This window comes from Microlunatus sp. M237, assembly GCF_056896895.1.
Genome location: NZ_JBXHBL010000001.1, coordinates 925349 through 943541 on the forward strand (window position 1 = coordinate 925349; position 18193 = coordinate 943541).

The following is an 18193-nucleotide window of genomic DNA, read 5'->3' on the forward strand; positions in this document are numbered from 1 at the left end:
GGCCCCGGTCCATGACCACTACGATCAGCCCATGACCAGCGCCGCTTTCCCGTCACCGTCTGTTGCCCCGATGTTCGGACCGTACGGGGTGTCCGCGTTGCGGCATGCCGACCGCTTCGCTGACCTGGGTGCCGACAGCGCCTGGTTCCATGGCTTCGACGGTGACGCCTTCGAACTATGCGAGCGCCACGGGATCCGAGCCTGCGTTGAGTTCCCGACGTTTCGGGCAGACCTGAACGCCCGTCCGGAGCTGACCCCTCTCGGTGTGGATGGCCGCCCGGTCCGGCACGGCGATCTTGTCCAAGGCGTGTGCCTGTCCCAGCGCGAGTTCCTGGCCGAGGTCGAAGATCATTTGGTGGTTGGCCTGCGCACGTACCAGCCGGCCGGGGTGTGGCTGGATTACCTCAGCGGAGCCGGTTGGTTCGAGACGCCCGAGCCGGACCTGCAGGAAAGCTGCTTCTGTGTCGACTGCCTGGCCGACTTCGCCGCGGCGACGGGCATCGACGCGTCCCCCGCCCAGATTCTCACCGTGCACGCCACGGCATGGACCGCGCGCCAGTGCGCCCGGGTCGCCGAGTTCGGCGCCCACTACGCCACGTTGATCCGCAACGCCCTACCCGACTGCGTGGTCGGCGCCTACATGTGCCCATGGACTCCGGACGAGCACGGGGGCGCGCTGCGTCGGGTGTTCGCTCAGGACTACGACCTGCTGGCCCCCAGCATCGACGTCTTCACCCCATTGGTCTACGCCACCAAGAGCGGCCGACCGGCATCGTGGGGCCGGGAGGTCTTGGAGGCCAGCGCCGGGTTCGTTCCGGCCGACCGAGTCGTGCAACTGATCGGCGACGCGCTCGACGGTCCGGCTCCGCTGCACGAGTTGGCCGACGCCACCGTGCCCTCGTGGGGGCTGCAGGTCTTCAGCGGCTCACAGCTCTTCGACGACGCCCCGCTAGGCGACGCCTTCCGAGCCGCGGTGACGCGCCTGCGAGAGCAGCTGTCATGTCCTGAACCGCAGCAGCAGATCTCCTAGCGCCGATTCGGCGTAGCGTCTGGGCATGACTGCAGACGAGCCCGGACCCCAGCAGGCTCATGCTGATCCGATGGCGGGAGAACTCGTCACGGAGACGTTGGCGTATGACGGCGGCCGCCAGGTCACGGTGTACGTGCCGCCGGTTCCCGCTGAGTTCGTCGTGTTCGCCGGTGACGGCCAGCTGATCTCGCAGTGGGGCCCCGTTCTCGAGGCAGCCGACGTACCGCCGACCATGATCGTCGGCGCGTACCACACTGACGACCAGGACGAGATGGCGCGGATCCGTGAATACTCACCGTCGTTCGACGAGGAGCGGTTCGCGGCCCACGAGAGCTTCTTCGTCGGCGAGGTCCGCAGCTGGGTAAGTTCGCGCTTCGGTCTCGCGCTGCCCGCTGAACGTACTGCGGTGTGCGGCGTGTCGGCGAGTGGAGAGCTCGCGCTCGCCATGGGCCTGCGGCACCCCGGCCGCTACGGCGCGATCTTCTGCGCCTCGCCCGGCGGTGGCTATCAACCGCCTGCCGTGATGCCCAGCCCTCTTCCGCGCGTCTATCTTGTCGCCGGGACGCAGGAGCCGTGGTTCCTTGAGAACGCCACCCGCTGGGCGGATGCGTTGCGAAGTGCCGATGCCGACGTCGTGATGACCGAACGGATTGGCGACCATGGCGACCCGTTCTGGCAGGCGGAGCTTCCGCTGATGGTGGACTGGGCATATGACCGCTGAACCCGCCACGGGCCAAAGGATCGACTGGAGTGTGGTGACTCGTGATGGGTGGGTGAGGCCGACAGCTACGCCACCGCATTGGAGCAGGATCAAGATTCTCCGGCTCGAACGTCGATAAGAGCTGCTTCACCGCGGTTACGGGCTGCGGTGGTGCGGAGCATGGATGAGACGTAAAAGGTGACGGTCGGCGAGGGAGCCCGGCGATGAGCCGCCGAGTGCAAATGCTGCGACTGATCACCCACTGGCTCACGCAAGTAGCCATGGCTCGGAGCAGAGGACGAGAAAGGGACGGCGACAGCGCCGTGAGGTAGTTCGCGTGCCCTGCATCCAGGGTCGTCCACGCCGATAGTGCTCGCCCGCCAACTACGTATCAAGGCGGTGGCTCAGGCCCCACCGGCCGTGGGCACGCAGTCACATCTCCTCGCAGTGTTGAGTGCCTTGCAGGTGAGAACTGCGACGCTTGCGACGGCGCCGACGATGAGCGCGAGGACGACTTCTGGGGCGGCTAACGCGTACCTCGATGACCCAGGACATCGATATGGGTCGCAGATTCGTCCGATGAGACCGACTCTGGCGCCGGAGTCCGCTGCCGCCGGCCGGATGGCACTTCCCCGCCCTCACCATCGTGGCTCCACTGGCCCGCGTGCCAGCGCCGTGGAGGCGAGAGACCAGGTGCTCTTGCCGCCCGGTGAGTCGACCTTGCCGTCGCACGTCGAGAATCGCTCGTCGAAGTGTCCTGTCCGCCTGCGATTGCGTCGCAGCCTGGCCTAGGGTTGAGAGGTGGTCGTCAACACTCATGAGCGGCTGCTGGCAGCTCCCCCGGGAGCTGTAGGTCAGCTTCTCGACAGTCTTGGCGGCCCGGATGATCGTCTGTGGCCCGCGCGGCGATGGCCCGCCCTGCGTCTCGACCGACCGTTAGGCGTCGGCGCGCGCGGGGGTCACGGGCCTATCCGCTACCAGGTCGAGGCCTACAGCGCCGGCTCGACCGTTCGCTTCCAGTTTGAACGACCTTCTGGCTTCCACGGTTACCACGAGTACGTCGTCATCCCGCGATCCCCGGGCACGCTCCTGCGCCACTCACTGGTGATGCGGACCAGCGGCATCGCGCGTCTCACCTGGCCGCTGGTCTTCCGGCCATTGCACGACGCACTGCTGGAGGACAGCCTTGATCAGGCGTCGGCGAACCTCGGTCTGCCGGTCAAGCAGCGCCACCGATGGAACCGCCGCGTGCGACTGCTGCGACTCATCGCTCGCGGGCTACGCAGGCAGTAGCCGACCGTGCTGCGGGCGTACGCAGCCGCGTCGCCGAAGCCTCAGTTGAGCGAGCTGTCGCGGAGTTCTCGGAGCGTCTTGCCCGACGGTTCATGAACCCAGCCGCCCCAACCGTTGATCTTGGAACCGACGAGCTCGCTCAATGCGGTCGAGGGCGACTGGTACCGCTTGATCTGCGTCGAGATCCATCCATCGGCCGTCACCACTGCTCGGTAGACGCGGTCGCCACGGGCCTTGCGATGAGCCAACACGTCTCCTGGCGAGATGAGACCGGCGTGGATGAGCTCCATGAGGCTGCCGCTGACATAGTCACTCGGGGCCAGGGGCGCTGAGTTGGGCACAGTTCTCTTGCTGTCAAGGCCAAGGAGGATACGAAGGACCTCGTTCGGTTCCCGGAAGCCGTGAGCGTTCTTCTCAAGCAGGCCGTAAACGTCCTCATCGACGCTGATCGTCCGCATCGTGTCTCCTCTGCGTACTGACGAACTTTGAGATTAGCGCAGATCGAGGAATGAAGATGTCGCCGCTGGGCACGGGTGGCCAGCGCGGACGGACAGCATTGCTGGGGCGTCGGCAGTAGCCGCATGTGGCGGAGCGCCCACTTCGCCGGCCTCAGTCTGGCCTTCCCCTCGTGAAGGGGTGGATGATGACGCTGTGGAGCTCGAGGACCTGCGGCTGGCTGTGTACAACGAATTCGCCGAGACCGGACGACCGCCCCTGGCCGGCGCGATCGCCCAGCTCCTGAACTTGACGCCGACCCTGGTGCACGCCGGTCTGGCCGAGCTCGCCCGCGAGCGCCACCTCGTGCTCGACGAGCACGGCGAAGTCGTCATGGCGCACCCCTTCTCCGGGGTGCCCCTTGGTTTCGCTGTGATGGGCGCCAGCACCTTGTATTGGGGTGGCTGCGCTTGGGACTCCTTCGCGTTGCCTCACGTGCTTCCCGAGCAGGCTCCTGTCCTGGTTTCCACCCGGTGCCCGGCGTGCGCCCACCCACATGCCTGGAACGTAGGTCTCGAGACTCCCCCAGCGGGCGAGCAGGTGGCGCACTTCCTCGTTCCCGCCGCTCGGATGTGGCAGGACGTCCGCTACACCTGCGACCACCAGCGGATCTTCTGCTCCGAGACGTGCGTCGAGGCCTGGCTGACACAGCACGAGCTGCCGCGGGGATACGTCATGGACCTGCCCACGCTCTGGCGCTTGGCCGCACACTGGTACGACGGCCGGCTCGCGCGCGGCTACCGGCGCCGGGACCCGGTCCGGGCAGCGGACTACCTACGCGGTGTTGGCCTGTCGGGGTCATTCTGGGGCCTGTGACAGGCGCGATCAGGCGTGGAGCCGGTAGCGCAGGTGGACGACTGAGGACCAGGTTTGGAAGTCGACCAGCGTGAGGTCGAGGTGGAGTCCCGGCGGCAGCAGGTGGGTACCAGCGCCTAACGCCACCGGCGCGACCCAGAGGTCAAGCTCGTCAACCAGCTGAGCGCTCAGCAGGGACGCCATCAGGTGAAGTGAGCCCCAGATGAGGAGCGTCCCGTCGACCTCGTCCCGGCGGCGGCCGACGTAGGCCACCGCATCGGTGACCACCTGGGCAGGCTCGAACCCCTCCCAGGGCGCGTGTCTGAGCGATCGGGAGAACACGACCTTGGGCAGGGTGTTGACGTGTTCGGCGACGGGCAGGTCGGCGAAGGGCCAGACAGTCACGAAGGACTCGTAGGTGTGGCGGCCGAGCAGCACCTCGGTCACGGACGGGAGGAACCGCTGGTTGTACTGCATGCTCGCTTGGTCTGCTTCGTCGGTGACCGCAGCGAAGATCTCTTCTTCGCCGCTCGTCCCCGCGGCGAAGCCGTCCAGGGACATCCACTGCTGGGCTATCACGCGGGCGCTCATGGCTGGAGAACCTCTCGGTAGGTGAGGACTAGGTTGATCGGCACAGCGGCCACGAGATGGAAGGTGCCTGCGCGATGGTCACCTCGCGCTCGGCGTGGCCGAGGCAGCCATGCTCACCGTCGTTGAACCCGCGGCTCAGGACGCCGGCCGGTGGGCTGCGGGGGTTGGTGCGTAGATGACCCGAATCACCCCGGTCGGGAACACCTCGGTCGCGGTCAGGGTGAAGTGGTAGGGCTCGTCACCGTCGTCGAAGAGACGCCGGCCCTTGCGGGCGGCCACCGGGTGCACGAGGAGGTGGAGCTCGTCGACCAGTCCGGCGGCGAGGAGCTGCTGAACGACCGAGATCGATCCGGGAACGAGGACACAGGTCACGTCCGGGTCGGCCTTGAGCGTGGTGACGGCTGGGATGAGGTCGCCGTCGATCAGCTCGGAGTTCCGCCAGGTGAACTCCAGCGGTTGGCGGCTGACCACGATCTTGCGCAGGTCGCCCAGCTGTCGTGCGAAGGGCGCGTCATCCTCGCCTGCGGCCTCGCGGTCCGGCCAGGCTCCCGCGAAGCTGTCGTACGTCTTGCGGCCGATGAGCAGGACGTCACTGGAGTCGTAGTCCTCGCTCACCGCTCGGCCCATGTGCTCGTCGAAGTACGGCAGGTGCCAGTCGATGTCGATCTCGGGTATGCCGTCGGCCGAGATGAACAGGGTGGAGACGAGTTTGGCCACCGTAGTGGCTCCTTTCCCGTAGTTGGTGGAAGCTCGAGGGCCCTTCGGCCGAGAAGCACGGCGCTGGCTCGCCGGAGCCAACTGGAACTTTCCTCAGATTCTCCGGGTGCTTGCAGCGCGCCGTCGAGGGTGACGAACGCGTTGGCTGAGATCAGTACGGGTCCTCCTCCGTTTCTGCAGCTGGTGGCTGAGCCATTCATCGTGCTTTCCGCCGACCGTGAGAGCTGCTGACCTCAGGAGTCTTGCTTGCGGAGCGCCCCGTGCCAATCGCCTGTCGACGATGGGTCAATCGCTCGCCGACGACCTCGGCGTGCCCGCTGGAGCGAACCCGTGGCGGTCACGGAGCTTGTCCCAGCTCCGGTGGAGCCATGCGGGTCGTCGCCCTCCCGCGGAAGTCGACCGAGACGAACCAGGGTCGATACGCCCTACGGACTTCGGTAGCGCCGCAGAGGGCTTCCGAGGTGTGTGCCGCTACTGCAGCTGCGGCACGGGGTCAGGCGATTTTCGGAGGATAGGTTGTCGGAATGAGTTCGAAGGATCCTGGCGTAGGTCTGTCGGAGGTGGTGCGGCAACGCATTCGCGGGTTGCGCCAGGCTCGGGGGTGGAGTCTGGATGCGTTGGCGGCTCGCTGTGAGCTGAGTCCATCCACGCTGAGCCGCATCGAGACCGGACAACGCAGCATCGGGCTCGAGCAGCTGGTGTTGCTGGCTCGCGCGTTGGGGACGACCATCGACCACCTTGTCGCATCTGACCAGGACGATGACGTGGTCATTCGTCCCGTCTCGCATCAGGAGCCGGGTTTGACTACCTGGGCGCTGTCCCGAGAGTCACCGCAGCCAGGCAGGTCGCTGGTGGCCAAGATGCGCATCACCGGTCAACGCCGCCACGGGCCCGGATACCTGGCGGTGCATCCGGGCCGCGAGTGGTTCATGGTGCTGTCCGGAACGGCACTGCTGCACCTGGGCCAGCGCAGGATCACGGTCGAGGAGGGTCAGGCCGCCGAGTTCGACACGATGACCCCTCACTCCATCGGCACCGAGGACGCCGAGCTGGAGATCTTGACCATGTTCGACGCCAGCGGCGAGCAGGCCCACCGCCACTCGACGACTCCTGAGGACTAGAACCGCCGCAGAACGACTTCTTGCGGTTTGCGCAAGAGCCCTTGGATAAACAGCATGACCTGGCGAACCATAGGGGTATGCCTGCTGAAACCATCGCCCCCGACCAGTACGTCGACCGGTCACCGTCGCGAGCTTCCTATGACGTCGCCGTGATCGGGGGTGGGGCTGCAGGGCTTAGCGCCGCGGTCGCGCTGGCTCGGTTCAGGCGTTCAGTTGTGGTGGTTGACCAGGGCAGCCCGCGCAACGCCCAGGCGGGTCACGTCCACAATCTGCTGACTCGCGACGGCGCGTCACCCGCGGAGTTGTATCGCATCGGGCGGACTGAAGTCGCTCGGTTCGGTGGTGAGTTCGTCGCGGGGACCGTACGGGCTGTCCGTGGCAAGCTCGGCGCGTTCACGCTGGAGCTGCAGGACCAGAGCACGGTCAGTGCCGGCCGGGTGATCGTCGCCTCGGGCGCCTGGGACGAGCTGCCCGAGGTGACCGGCCTGGCCGAGCGGTGGGGCCGAGACGTCCTGCACTGCGGGTTCTGCCACGGCTATGAGGTGCGCGACCAACACGTGGGTGTACTCGCCACCGGCCCGATGGCCATCCACCAGGCCATGATGTTCCGCCTCCTCACCCCACAGGTGACCCTCTTCACGCACGCCGCGCCACCCACGGCCGAGCAGGCCGACGACCTGACCCGACGCGGCGTCTCCATCGTCTCCGGAACGGTGGCGGAAGTGCTCAGCGACCACGACCACCTCACCGGCGTCCGGCTCGCCGACGGCGCCCGCGTCACCATCGATGCACTGGTCGTCGCGACAGTCGTGCATGCTCGCGCCGACTTCCTCGCCCCCCTCGGTCTCGTCCCCACCGACTTCGCCGTCAACGGACACACCGTCGCAACCCGCATCGAAACCGGACCGAACGGCAGCACCGACGTACCGGGGGTGCGGATCGCCGGCAACACCAGCGAGCCAATGGCTCAGGTAGTCAACTCTGCAGCCAGCGGACTCGCCGCAGCGTCGGCGATGGTCGGCGAGTTCGTGTTCGCACAACTGGGAGAGCGGTGACCGCCGCCATGAACCAGCCAAACGACCCGACCCTCCACCAGCCCTCCCACCACGGACGGGGAATCGACCAAGTTCGAGTGCTTGACCTGGACACCGAGGTTTTCGCCAGGCACACCGCGGCCATCACCGCCTGGCTACCAGTGGGTCCGGCGCCAACAGAGATCGTGGACCTCGGGGCTGGGACCGGGGCCGGCACCTTCGCCCTGCTTCGCCGGTTCCCGCACGCCCACGTCACCGCCGTCGACTCGTCGGCGGACCATCTGGACCTCCTTCAGGCACGCGCCCGCTTCGAAGGCCTCGGCCACCGGGTCCGCATCGTCCAGGCCGATCTCAACTCGACAACCTGGCCCGACCTCGGCACCCCTGACCTGGTGTGGGCGTCGGCCTCCGTCCACCACCTGGCCGACCCCGACCGGGCCCTTCGTACCGTCCGGGACCTTCTTCGGGCAGACGGGCTGCTGGTCGTCGTCGAGCTCTCCGGACTCCCCCGGTTCCTGCCGCCCAACGCGCCCGAAGAACGCCCCGGGCTGGAAGAACGCTGCCACGCCGCGACCCAGCACCTGCTGGCTGCTCAGCTGCCGCACCGCGGAGCCGACTGGGGACCCACACTGACCGCAGCCGGCCTCGTCCTCGAGGACAAGCTCACCATCGACGCAGAGGTCAGCACCACCCAGAGCGACGCCGTCGCGCCCTACGCACTCACCGTCCTCCAAGGCCTCCGTCGCGCAGCCGCACAACACCTGCCAGTCGACGACCTCGCCGCCTTGGACCGGCTCCTCGACCCCACCTCACCCGGCAGCATCCTGCGTCGCCCTGACCTTGCCGCGCGCACCACCCGAACCGTCTGGGCCGCCCGCGTCAGCAACGACACCACCGAGGACCCAGCGAGTGGTTCTCCGCCGACGCAGTCGCGGCGAACTGTCAGCGAGTGCTAGGAAACTCGCGACACGGACTGGAGACGATCCTGACAACATTCCTCCGTTCGCAAGTGCCTCGAGCCCGCGGCAGCTGTCGAGCAGCGTGCTGCACGCCATCAGCGCCCGGGCCGCAACAGGGGTCGAGCGCCTGGCCTCACTGCAACCGCGACACCGTTGCCGCATGACACGATGCGGGATTTACAACCACCCAGCTGCAACCGGCACCGTGGAAGCGGATGCCAGCCGTGAGTCTGCGGCCATGATCTTCTTCGTCAGGAGTGGCAAATTGTCGGCGCTCTTCTTCGGGCGCCAGGCAACTTGCCTCTATTCGGTGGCGATTCGGTCTCGCCTGCAAGACGACACCCGACTGCTGCAGTCGCTCAGGGACCTGCTCAACCGAAAAAGGTGGGCTGTCATTGTCAGTACCTACCAGACACGGCGCTGCTCACGACTGCAGTGCTGGGCACGCAGGGGTCAGCTCTGGCTTCGCGTGCTCATGGTCTCGCCCCGCCCTCTAGCGTGGTTGTTGGTGCGGGTCGCGGCCGATGAAGGCGAGGAGCCGGGTCTGTGGGTCCGCGTCGTCGGGCACGTGGACGCGTGGGCCGTATTGGCCGCTGGCCCGCAGGACCTCGTCGAAGGACTCCATGCCGGCGAGCATCATCGCGCAGCGCTCGGGGTCGAGGGTGTCATCCTGACCGGTCGCCCGTGCCAGATCCCAGCTGTGCATGAAAACGTCGGCGGCGAAGAAGCGGGAGATCGCCTGCGACAGCGGCAGATCTCCGGTCTGCGGGTGAGAGAAGACCTTCTCCCGTGTGGCCGGATCGTCCAGAACAGCCTGAACGCCCGCACTGAAGGTGCGCCAGGCGCCAACAGGATCCTCCTCGACATCTGGTCCGGTGGGCAGGCTGATTCCTGAGCCTTGCTGAAGAAAGGATGGGAACCACTCGATGAGGTGGCGGACGACGTCGCGGGCCGTCCACCCAGAGGGCGGGGCGGGCTGCTCCCAGTCCGTGTCGCTGCGCACATCCTCCACCAGCGCAGTGAAGCGGCCGGCGAGTTCGCGGTACTCATCTGCGGGGTCTTGGTCGGGTGTCATCGGTGCTCCTGGTCGGTTTCGGCTGGTTGACCGGGTGACGGTCACTCCAAGACTTGATAGGTGAGGTGGGTGACGCCGTTGCCCTCGACAACGGGAGCGTTCGGCAGGACCGGCACGCGGTCGACCACGATGGCGTCGAGTAGGCCGAGGGTGAGGCACTGTTCGGCAATGTCGGCGCTCGCGACAGCCACTGCCCTCTCCCCGGCGACCCTCTGAGCCTGGTGGATGGCGCTGGCGACGCTTTCGGTCGCGAACGTGAACTGCGCCTCGCAGGTAACCCCAGCCATAGGGGGTCTGGTGCGTGACACGAACGCCGGCGCGAAGGCGGGGATGCCGGCCCTCCCAACCATGGGTGAAGTCGAACAATCGTCTCCCGGTCACCAGCGCACCCGTTGCGGCGAACCCGCCTCACCGTGGGGATCCTCATGCTCATGCAGACCGAGCTACGAGGCCGAACTCATCGGCCACCACCACCCAACGTTCCGAGAGGGCGCAGCGCCATCACAGACGGCGTGCCTCCAACCACGGCCATCTGCGGGGCCCGGTCACCGTCGACGTTGGACGAGTACCGCTCGTGGCTACGCCACTGGGAAGCTCAGCCGCTCGGTTCGACCTGCCGGAGTTGGCCACTCGAGCGTGGCTGGCGGGACCGCAGTAACGGCGAGGCCTTCCGGCGCGTGCGCGGCGAACCGCCGGCAACCTCGCGCGCTGGACTCCTACGTGCGTCCCCAGTCACCGCTCTGAGGGTCTGGCACCGGTTCCCAATCGCGCTGACCAACCGCCCTTGTGGGCCCCGTGGGACTCGAACCCACAACCCGCGGATTAAAAGTCCGCTGCTCTGCCAATTGAGCTAGAGGCCCCAGACATCGGCACTTTCGTCGGAACGACCCTAGGGAGACCCCTAGGGACAACCGGCGTGGCCCAATCTGCCCGGGGACCATCATGGCAGATGGCGGGGAGATCCCTCGACTGAGGAGCCGGGGCCGCCCGCTACCCAGCGCAGGTCTCGCCGTCGGCGATCTGGTGCCGCCTCGAGTACCTAGCCGAAGAGAGCGCACGCCAAGTCGGCGATGTTGTCGTGAACTGCTGACCGGGTGACGTCGGCGGGGTCGCTGAACACCTCCGGCGCCTCGTGAGCCCCCAACGGTGTTGGTTCGGGCAGGAACACATAGTGGCCGGCGTTCGGATGGACGATGCGGAGCTGGCTGCCCGGTAGCCGCTGGTGCAGCCACTGTGAGCATTCCGGAGCGGGTGCGATCGTGTCCGCGCCGCCGACAGCGATCCGGGTGGGCCTTCGAACCCCTGCCAGACTGGCAGCTGCGAGACCGCGCACCGAACGCCCCGGCGCGAGGATGAGGGCAGCTTTGATCCGGTCATCGAGGTAGGAGTCACTACGACGTTCCCAGGCTGCCGCGAAAGCCGGACTTGTCCGCAACAGGTGAGGGATTCGGTCAGCGAGGTCGGGGAATTCTCGTGGTCCCCTCACTGGGCTCTGCTCCGGATTTCGGGCTTCGAACTGGCTGTACGCGACCCGAGCTCCGATCGCGAGCATCGCCGTGTATGCCCCGGCAGAGAAGCCGGCGACGTAGGCGTCGTCTTGAATCGGCCCGCGCAGTGCCGTGCGCCAGCTCGGGTCGTCGAGCAGAGCGCTGAGGTCACGGGCGCGTTCCCACAGGCAGAGGAACCCCTCCGCGCAGTAGGGCTCGCTGCCGGTGTTGCCGTGGTGGTCGACTCCGAGCACGACGTAGCCCTTGCGGGCGAGCCGGGTGGCGAGCCAGCCAAGCCCGTGCGCCACGCCCCCGGTGCCGTGGGACAGCAGGACGAGGGGCGACGGCTCGCCGCGTTTCAGCAGCTTGGCGCCCGGGATGACCGGGTCGCTGCGGAACCAGGGATGCGCTTCGCCGACGAGCGGACCGAGCTCGGCTGTCGGATACCAAGCCGACCATCGCAATGGCCGCCGGCCGGTCCCGCCCCAGTTCAGTCGGCGCGGGTCGGACGAAACGCCCTCGGCGAAGCCCACGCGCATTCCCGCAGCGTAGTCGGAATGCGTAACTCATCTGGGCCCAGACACAGGCGAGGCTCACGTCGTGGTGAGATTGCGATCGTGCTCGGTTGTTGGATCACCATGGCTGGCTCAGCTGGGGTGGGAAAGTCCACGCTGGCCGCGCTGATCGGGGCGGCGCTGCGCCGCGACGGCACCATGGTTGACGTCTTCGCCGAAGAGCATCTGTTCACCCGGGCCGAGGTCGCGGCCGTGGCTGAAGGCTTCCGAAGCCACGGCTATGCGTGTCCGGAGACCTTCGAGAATGGAACACCATGCGCAGGCGTCACCCGGCCTCGGGTGACGTCGTGGCGCTGGTCGGGCTCTGCCGAACCAGCACCGGCAGCAGATAGACGTTGAGCTGCACCTTGGCCTCGGCGGTCGTTCTTTCACTCGTGGTGTCAGCGTCTGCGGATGGCGGAGGCCAGCAGCGTGATCGCTTGTCGTTCGGATCCGTCCCGGAGGTTTCCGTAGCCAAGGACCAGTGCAGGCTCGTTCGCCGGCTGGAGGCGATAGCGGGCCGCATCGACTATGCCGACGCCTCTCGAACCCGCGCGGCGGACTACGGCCGCGGAATCGACACCCGGCGGCAGCTGCAACATCAGGTGGAGCCCGGCCGCCATTCCGGACACTCTGCATTCGGGCAGCAGCTCGGTGATCGCCTCCACCACGGCCTGCCTGCGGCGGCGGTATCGGGACCGCATGGCCCGTAGATGTCGCTCGTAGTCCCCGCTGGTGATCATGGTGGCGAACGCCTCGACCGTGAACGTCGAAGGCCCGACTCCTCGATCAAGGTCGTTGGAGAGAATGCTCCGAAGCAACCATTGCGGCACAATCACCCAGCCCAGCTCCACCGCCGGGCTGAGCGACTTCGACACCGACCCGACCAGAGCGACCCGATCCGGTGACATTCCTTGCAGACTGGACACCGGGCGACGGTCGTAGCGGAACTCAGCGTCGTAGTCGTCCTCGATGATCAAGCCGTCGACCCGATCGGCCCAGTCGATCAGCCGGAGCCGTCGTTCGGCTGCCAGCGCTACTCCCATCGGGAACTGATGCGCCGGAGTGGTGATCACTGCCCGGACGTCGCGGTGCCGATCCAGCTGCTCGACGCAGAGCCCTTGATCATCGACCGGGACGGGGACCAGCTCGAGACCGGCCCGTCGCGCAGCATCCCGCAAGCCGGCCCAGGACGGATCTTCGACCGCGACTCGGCGATGGCCCAGTTCGACCAACAGTCGGGCCAGCCAACCGGTTGCCGCCGCGGCACCGGTGCTGAGGCTCAGTTGCGTCGGGTCTTCCCGGACCTGGCGGGTCCGGCGAAGATAGTCGGTCAGCGTCACCCTTGCCGCCGTAGTGGCCAGCAAGGAGCGTCCGGTGAGCAGGTCGTTCTGCAGCCCCATCACGGCCCGCCGGTAGGCGTCGACCCACCGCGTCCGCGGGAACGCCGCGAGGTCGGGTACGCCGGGGGACAGATCGTGCGGCGGCCGTCGTTGGACGGCACGGTGCGGCGGGGTGGGCGCCGCCGCTGCCTGCCGGAGTCGACGGACGCGAGTGGCGGACCCGGTGGTGGCGGCCAGGTAGCCCTCAGCAACGAGCTGGCCGTACGCCTCGGTCACCACCCACCGGGAACAACCGAGCTCGGCGGCCAGGACACGACTGGGCGGCAGCGCGATCCCGGCGGGCAGGCGGCCGTCCCGGATCGCATCGCGGAGCGCGGCGCCCACGCGTCTAGTCAGCGGCCCGGCAGTGTCACCCAGGTCCAGCACAAGTCCATCGGCCAAGACAGCTCGGCCGGGCGTCGACTGTGACATTGGTCTGGAATCTCCCGTCTTGATTGGCCGAGGACTCCGGACCAATTACGCCCTACGTTAGCGGGCATGGAAACCAGAATCTTGCACAGTGGCACGACCGATCTCGAGGTGAGCGCCCTTTGTCTCGGCGTCATGATGCTCGGCGTCAGGGAGGATGAGACGACGTCGTTTGGCATCCTCGATCGCTTCTACGAGGGCGGCGGCCGGTTCTTCGACACGGCCAACAACTACGGCGCCTGGACCGAGGGGAGCCTCGGCACCCGGACCGGGGACAGCGAGCGCCTGCTCGGGCGCTGGATCGCCAGCCGCAAGGTCGCCGACGAGGTGGTGGTCGCCACCAAATCCGGCGCAGGGAAGCTGGACCCGGCCCGGCCGCTGTCGGGTGAGCCGCCGACCAACTACGAGGGCTTGGCCCCGGAGGTCGTCCGGCGCGAGATCACCGAGAGCCTGCACCGACTGGGGCTGGAGCGGCTGGGCGTCTACTACGGTCACGTGGACGACCGGCACCGCGACATCACCGAGATCGCCGACACGTTCTCTGCCCTCGTCGAGGAAGGCCTGGTCGCGGTCCCCGGTATCTCGAACACCGCCACCTGGCGGCTGGCAGTTGCCCGAGCCCACAGCATCGGCCACGGCCGCCCGGAGTTCGGCGCCTGGCAGCAGGAGCACTCGGTCTACTGGCCGAAGCCGGGGACCGAGGAGAACACCCTGGTGACCCCGGAGGCGATCGACTACGCCGCCGATCATCCCGAGCTGACGATCATGACGTACTCACCGCAGCAGGGCGGGCAGATTGCCCGGCCGTGGTTGCCGATCCGGCCACCGTACGATCATCCGGGCAGCGTCGAGCGGTTGCGGATCGCCCATGCGATCGCGCACGACCAAGGCGCCACCGCCAACCAGGTGATCATGGCCTGGCATCTGCAAGGACCGCGCAGCAACGTGGTCTATCGGGCCGGCAGTGACCGCAGCCGCCTCTCCGACCTGCCGGAGCGACGAGCACAGCTGATCCCGGTCTTCGGAGCCAGTTCGGTCGCCCAGGTGGACGAGGCGCTGGGCACCCTTGACGTCAAGCTGACCGACGAGCAACTGGATATGTTGGACACCCCATGAGCCACGCACGATGACGTCGCGCAGATCGCCGTCGCTATCACCACACTCCCGCCTTCCTGAGAAGCGACCACTTCGCTCTAAGAGTTTTCACAGGAGTCGACTACGTTGGTGAGGTGACCGAGAGCCAACCCGAGTCTGCTGCCGATCCGGCCCGCTGGCGGGCGCTGTGGGTGTGCCTCATCGCCGGAGCCATGACCCTCCTGGACGTCAGCATCGTCAACGTCGCGCTCCCCACCATCCGGACCGGCCTCGGCGCTGATGACAGTGACATCCAGTGGATCGTCGCAGGCTACGCCCTCGCCTTCGGCGTCATCCTCGTACCGGCCGGCCGGCTCGGCGACGCGCGCAGCCGACGGGTCATCTTCATGGTCGGCGTGGCTCTGTTCACCTTGTCGAGCGCGGCCGCGGGTGCCGCCCCAGCGCCCAGCTGGTTGTCACTCGCCCGGGTCACCCAGGGACTGGGCGGCGGCATGATCGCGCCGCAGGTCTCGGGCTTCATCCAGAACCTGTTCACCGGGCGGGAGCGCGGCCGGGCCTTCGGACTGTTCGGCGCCTCAATCGGCATCTCCACCGCGATCGGCCCGCTGCTCGGTGGCCTGCTGGTCAACCTCGGGGGTGACGACTTCGGCTGGCGGCTCGTGTTCTACGTCAACGTTCCCGTCGGGATCGTGCTGCTGTTCCTTGCTCCGCGGTTCCTGCCCACAGCCAGCGGGAGCCGGCAGCAGTCGCTCGACCTGGTCGGGGTGCTGCTGTTCGCCGTCGCCCTGCTGCTGATCTTGTTCCCGCTGGTCGAGGGCCAGCAGGGCGAGTCACTCCGCAGCCGCCCCTGGTGGCTGCTGATCCCCTCGCTGATCCTGCTGGCCGCCTTCTTCTTCTGGGAGCGCCGCGAGAGCAGCCGGGGCCGTGAGACGCTGATCGATCTCGGTCTGCTGCGCGTCCGCTCCTACGTGGCCGGCGTCGCGCTGGGTACGTTCTACTTCGCCGGTTTCACCTCGATCTTCCTGATCATCACCTTGTATCTGCAGGTCGGCCTGGGCTATTCGGCCCTCGAAGCCGGCGCAACTCAGCTGCCGTTCGCGATCGGGTCGGCGGTCGCCGCCTGGCTGGGCGGGCGCCTGGTCCAGTACTACGGCCGGTTGCTCGTCGTGCTCGGCCTGGTCGGCGTCACCGTCGGACTGATCGCCATCGACCTGCTGGTCCCCCACCTTGACGGCTCCGTGGGCATCAAGCTCGCACCGGCCCTCCTGCTCGCCGGCTTCGGCGGCGGGTTGGTGGTCTCTCCCAACGTCACCCTGACGCTGGCCGAGGTCGACCCGGCCCAAGCCGGCTCCGGGGGCGGCATGCTGCAGACCGCGCAACGGGTCGGATCCGCGATCGGGGTGGCGCTGGTCCTGGCCCAGTTCTTCACCACCATCGCCAGCACCCGCGGCGACTATGCGGCCGCACTCTCGCTGAGCCTGCGCACCACCGTCGCGTTCGTCGCTGTGTCGCTCGTCCTCGGGCTCATCGACCTGTTCGTCCGGCGCACACGTCCCTCACCGCGGACGCAGCCGCCGCCCACGAGCCGCACCGCACAGCAGTAGGACTCAGTTGAACCACTGCGTGGGCGGACCGAGCGACAGCAGCACGGCGAAGACCACCACGACCACCAAGACAGCGGCGACCGCGGCTGCGCCCAGGTGGCGCAGCATCCACGCCTGCAACCGCTCGAGCGGGCCGACCGGCTGCTCTCCGCCGGCGGCGAGGCGCCACCCGCCCGCCAACCGTCCCTGCGCGTCGAGGTGTCGCTCCACCCAGATGGTGGCGTACGGGATGACGGCCGACGCGATCACCAGTGCCGTGGTCTTTGCCGGCCACCGATGGTTGACCGCGCTGAAGACGCCGACCACGACGTAGACCAGGAACACGAACCCGTGAACGCCGCCGCCGATCCGCACTCCCAGCTCGGTGGTGTGCGTCACGTACTTCAAGACCATGCCCAGCAGCAGGAGCGTCCAGGTGACGGCCTCGGCGATGGCGGTTGTGCGGAACAAGGTGCGCGGTGACACGGGAACTTCCTTCGGCAACGGGTCGAAACAGGGTCACCAGTGTCCCAGGCTGCGTCGCCCAGACCAACTCCTGAAACAGTCCGAGACCCGATCGAGTGGTCTTGGCCTCCTGCCCTCCACGAAGATGATCATGAACTGCCTTGAGTGCTGCGATCTGCCACATCCTCTCAAGATGATCTTGGTGTTGCGACGTCGACGACAAGCGAGAAGCCCGCTCGAAGGAACCCTCGAAACGAATCACACTCATGTCACGCGCGAACGCACGCTCACCGGCGGCCCCCGTCCTACGACACCAGCTAGCCCACCCCGCGGCCGCTGACGCACTCAGCCGGAATCTCCGAGGGGCCGTTTCGGCCGGCCCCGATCCAACGCCCCACCCCGCCGGGATCAGCGATTTTCAGTGGACCGCCTCGAAAAGGAGATCCGCAGGTTTTTTCACAAACAGGAACTTCAATACAAGTCCACGCCAGACCACTCCGACCCACTCTTCGCCCGCAAGCTCCAGGAGGTCCTGGGCGGGCAGTACGGCGAGATCAGTGTCGCGATGCAGTACGGGTTCCAGGCCTGGAACGTCAAGATCCCCGGCAAGTATCGTGACCTGCTGTTCGGGATCGGCGCCGAGGAGTTCGGCCACGTCGAGATGCTGGCGATCATGATCGGTCAGCTGTTGGAGAAGGCCCCGGCCACCGACACCGAGGCTGCGGTGAAGTCCGACCCGGTGATGGCCGCGGTCATCGGTGGGACCGACATCCAGCACGCGATTGTCGCCGGCGCCGGTGCGCGGCCCGTCGACAGCAACGGCAACCCGTGGCAGGGCAGCTACATCACCGCGAGCGGCAACCTGATGGCCGACTTCACGGCCAACGCCAACGCCGAGATGCAGGGACGCCTCCAGGTCGCCCGGCTCTATCACATGACAGACGACAAGGGCGTCCAGGATCTGCTCTCCTTCCTGCTGGCTCGCGACACCATGCACCAGAACCAGTGGACGGCAGCCATTGCCGAGCTGCAGGCCGAAGGTCAGGAGTCGTTGCCGGTGCCGAGCAACTTCCCGCTGAACAAGGAGGAGCGCAAGGTCAGCTACCAGTACCTCAACTTCTCCGACGGCGCAGCGGCCGCCGAGGGCAGCTGGGCCAGCGGTCCGACGCCGGACGGCCACGGCGAGTTCTCCTACCACGACGGTCCCACCACGACCGCCCCGATGCCGGGTACGCCGACGCCGGACCCGCGGCTGTACGGCACCACCCAGCTGCCTAACCTGATGGAGAAGGGCACGGCCAAGATCAAGGACGCGATGGGCAAGTGAGCACCGCCGGTCGCTGACCGACACCGTAGGACACCGATGCGGTCGGGTCGGGCAATAGGCT

Annotated in this window: 19 protein-coding genes and 1 tRNA gene; 11 read left to right on the forward strand and 9 right to left on the reverse strand. The window is 67.4% G+C overall.

Features of this window, described 5'->3' with window-relative positions; genetic code table 11:
• Positions 1-31 precede the first annotated feature (31 nt).
• The 3 genes from AC1XX3_RS04385 (at position 32) to AC1XX3_RS04395 (ending at position 3023) form a co-directional block, all read left to right on the forward strand.
• Positions 32-1030 (forward strand): hypothetical protein, encoded by a 999-nt coding sequence (locus AC1XX3_RS04385; RefSeq protein WP_483319851.1) that lies wholly within the window; start codon positions 32-34, stop codon positions 1028-1030.
• A 25-nt stretch (positions 1031-1055) separates the two neighbouring features.
• A complete protein-coding gene (locus tag AC1XX3_RS04390) occupies positions 1056-1751 on the forward strand; it encodes an alpha/beta hydrolase (RefSeq protein WP_483319852.1) in 696 nt (231 codons plus the stop codon).
• Between the two features lie 780 nt (positions 1752-2531).
• The gene (locus AC1XX3_RS04395) at positions 2532-3023 is read left to right on the forward strand and encodes a hypothetical protein (RefSeq protein WP_483319853.1); all 492 of its coding nucleotides are present in this window, start codon (positions 2532-2534) and stop codon (positions 3021-3023) included.
• A gap of 41 nt (positions 3024-3064) precedes the next feature.
• Here AC1XX3_RS04395 and AC1XX3_RS04400 read toward each other — a convergent pair whose 3' ends face one another.
• Positions 3065-3481 carry a restriction system modified-DNA reader domain-containing protein gene (locus AC1XX3_RS04400; protein ID WP_483319854.1) on the reverse strand — a complete coding sequence of 139 codons (417 nt, stop codon included), beginning with the start codon at positions 3479-3481 and terminating at the stop codon, positions 3065-3067.
• A gap of 193 nt (positions 3482-3674) precedes the next feature.
• On the opposite strand from AC1XX3_RS04400, the gene merB reads away from it, so the two are divergent.
• Complete coding sequence (gene merB, locus AC1XX3_RS04405; RefSeq protein ID WP_483319855.1) at positions 3675-4334, forward strand: organomercurial lyase; 660 nt, start codon at positions 3675-3677, stop codon at positions 4332-4334.
• Positions 4335-4343: 9 nt separating this feature from the next.
• Here the strand turns inward: merB and AC1XX3_RS04410 are convergent, their stop codons facing one another.
• Positions 4344-4904: a dihydrofolate reductase family protein gene (locus AC1XX3_RS04410; protein ID WP_483319856.1), complete on the reverse strand. Its 561-nt coding sequence runs from the start codon at positions 4902-4904 to the stop codon at positions 4344-4346.
• A 135-nt stretch (positions 4905-5039) separates the two neighbouring features.
• Positions 5040-5621 carry a dihydrofolate reductase family protein gene (locus AC1XX3_RS04415; RefSeq protein WP_483319857.1) on the reverse strand — a complete coding sequence of 194 codons (582 nt, stop codon included), beginning with the start codon at positions 5619-5621 and terminating at the stop codon, positions 5040-5042.
• A 524-nt stretch (positions 5622-6145) separates the two neighbouring features.
• On the opposite strand from AC1XX3_RS04415, the gene AC1XX3_RS04420 reads away from it, so the two are divergent.
• The 3 genes from AC1XX3_RS04420 (at position 6146) to AC1XX3_RS04430 (ending at position 8732) form a co-directional block, all read left to right on the forward strand.
• On the forward strand, positions 6146-6742 hold the full coding sequence (locus tag AC1XX3_RS04420) for a helix-turn-helix domain-containing protein (protein WP_483319858.1): 597 nt from the start codon (positions 6146-6148) through the stop codon (positions 6740-6742).
• A 77-nt stretch (positions 6743-6819) separates the two neighbouring features.
• A complete protein-coding gene (locus AC1XX3_RS04425) occupies positions 6820-7797 on the forward strand; it encodes an NAD(P)/FAD-dependent oxidoreductase (RefSeq protein ID WP_483319859.1) in 978 nt (325 codons plus the stop codon).
• A 77-nt stretch (positions 7798-7874) separates the two neighbouring features.
• Positions 7875-8732: a class I SAM-dependent methyltransferase gene (locus AC1XX3_RS04430; protein WP_483319860.1), complete on the forward strand. Its 858-nt coding sequence runs from the start codon at positions 7875-7877 to the stop codon at positions 8730-8732.
• A 496-nt stretch (positions 8733-9228) separates the two neighbouring features.
• Here the strand turns inward: AC1XX3_RS04430 and AC1XX3_RS04435 are convergent, their stop codons facing one another.
• The 4 genes from AC1XX3_RS04435 to AC1XX3_RS04450 all read right to left on the reverse strand — a co-directional run bounded on the left by AC1XX3_RS04435 (position 9229) and on the right by AC1XX3_RS04450 (position 11836).
• The gene (locus AC1XX3_RS04435) at positions 9229-9855 is read right to left on the reverse strand and encodes a TIGR03086 family metal-binding protein (RefSeq protein WP_483319861.1); all 627 of its coding nucleotides are present in this window, start codon (positions 9853-9855) and stop codon (positions 9229-9231) included.
• On the reverse strand, positions 9852-10001 hold the full coding sequence (locus tag AC1XX3_RS04440; RefSeq protein ID WP_483319862.1) for a hypothetical protein: 150 nt from the start codon (positions 9999-10001) through the stop codon (positions 9852-9854). Before AC1XX3_RS04440 ends, AC1XX3_RS04435 begins: the two co-directional genes overlap by 4 nt.
• 596 nt (positions 10002-10597) lie before the next feature.
• Positions 10598-10670, reverse strand: a tRNA-Lys gene (locus tag AC1XX3_RS04445).
• A 179-nt stretch (positions 10671-10849) separates the two neighbouring features.
• On the reverse strand, positions 10850-11836 hold the full coding sequence (locus AC1XX3_RS04450) for an alpha/beta hydrolase family protein (RefSeq protein ID WP_483319863.1): 987 nt from the start codon (positions 11834-11836) through the stop codon (positions 10850-10852).
• A 99-nt stretch (positions 11837-11935) separates the two neighbouring features.
• On the opposite strand from AC1XX3_RS04450, the gene AC1XX3_RS04455 reads away from it, so the two are divergent.
• Entirely contained in the window at positions 11936-12211 is a 276-nt protein-coding gene (locus AC1XX3_RS04455; RefSeq protein WP_483319864.1) for a hypothetical protein, read from the forward strand.
• Between the two features lie 41 nt (positions 12212-12252).
• Here AC1XX3_RS04455 and pdxR read toward each other — a convergent pair whose 3' ends face one another.
• On the reverse strand, positions 12253-13665 hold the full coding sequence (pdxR, locus tag AC1XX3_RS04460; RefSeq protein ID WP_483319865.1) for a MocR-like pyridoxine biosynthesis transcription factor PdxR: 1413 nt from the start codon (positions 13663-13665) through the stop codon (positions 12253-12255).
• Between the two features lie 66 nt (positions 13666-13731).
• Here pdxR and AC1XX3_RS04465 point away from each other — a divergent pair, with 66 nt between their 5' ends.
• Positions 13732-14778: an aldo/keto reductase gene (locus AC1XX3_RS04465; protein WP_483319866.1), complete on the forward strand. Its 1047-nt coding sequence runs from the start codon at positions 13732-13734 to the stop codon at positions 14776-14778.
• Between the two features lie 113 nt (positions 14779-14891).
• A complete protein-coding gene (locus AC1XX3_RS04470) occupies positions 14892-16361 on the forward strand; it encodes an MFS transporter (RefSeq protein ID WP_483319867.1) in 1470 nt (489 codons plus the stop codon).
• 3 nt (positions 16362-16364) lie between these two features.
• Here AC1XX3_RS04470 and AC1XX3_RS04475 read toward each other — a convergent pair whose 3' ends face one another.
• Positions 16365-16826 carry a DUF3817 domain-containing protein gene (locus AC1XX3_RS04475; protein ID WP_483319868.1) on the reverse strand — a complete coding sequence of 154 codons (462 nt, stop codon included), beginning with the start codon at positions 16824-16826 and terminating at the stop codon, positions 16365-16367.
• 400 nt (positions 16827-17226) lie between these two features.
• Between AC1XX3_RS04475 and AC1XX3_RS04480 the strand changes: the two genes are divergently transcribed.
• On the forward strand, positions 17227-18132 hold the full coding sequence (locus tag AC1XX3_RS04480) for a manganese catalase (protein ID WP_483319869.1): 906 nt from the start codon (positions 17227-17229) through the stop codon (positions 18130-18132).
• Positions 18133-18193 lie beyond the last annotated feature (61 nt).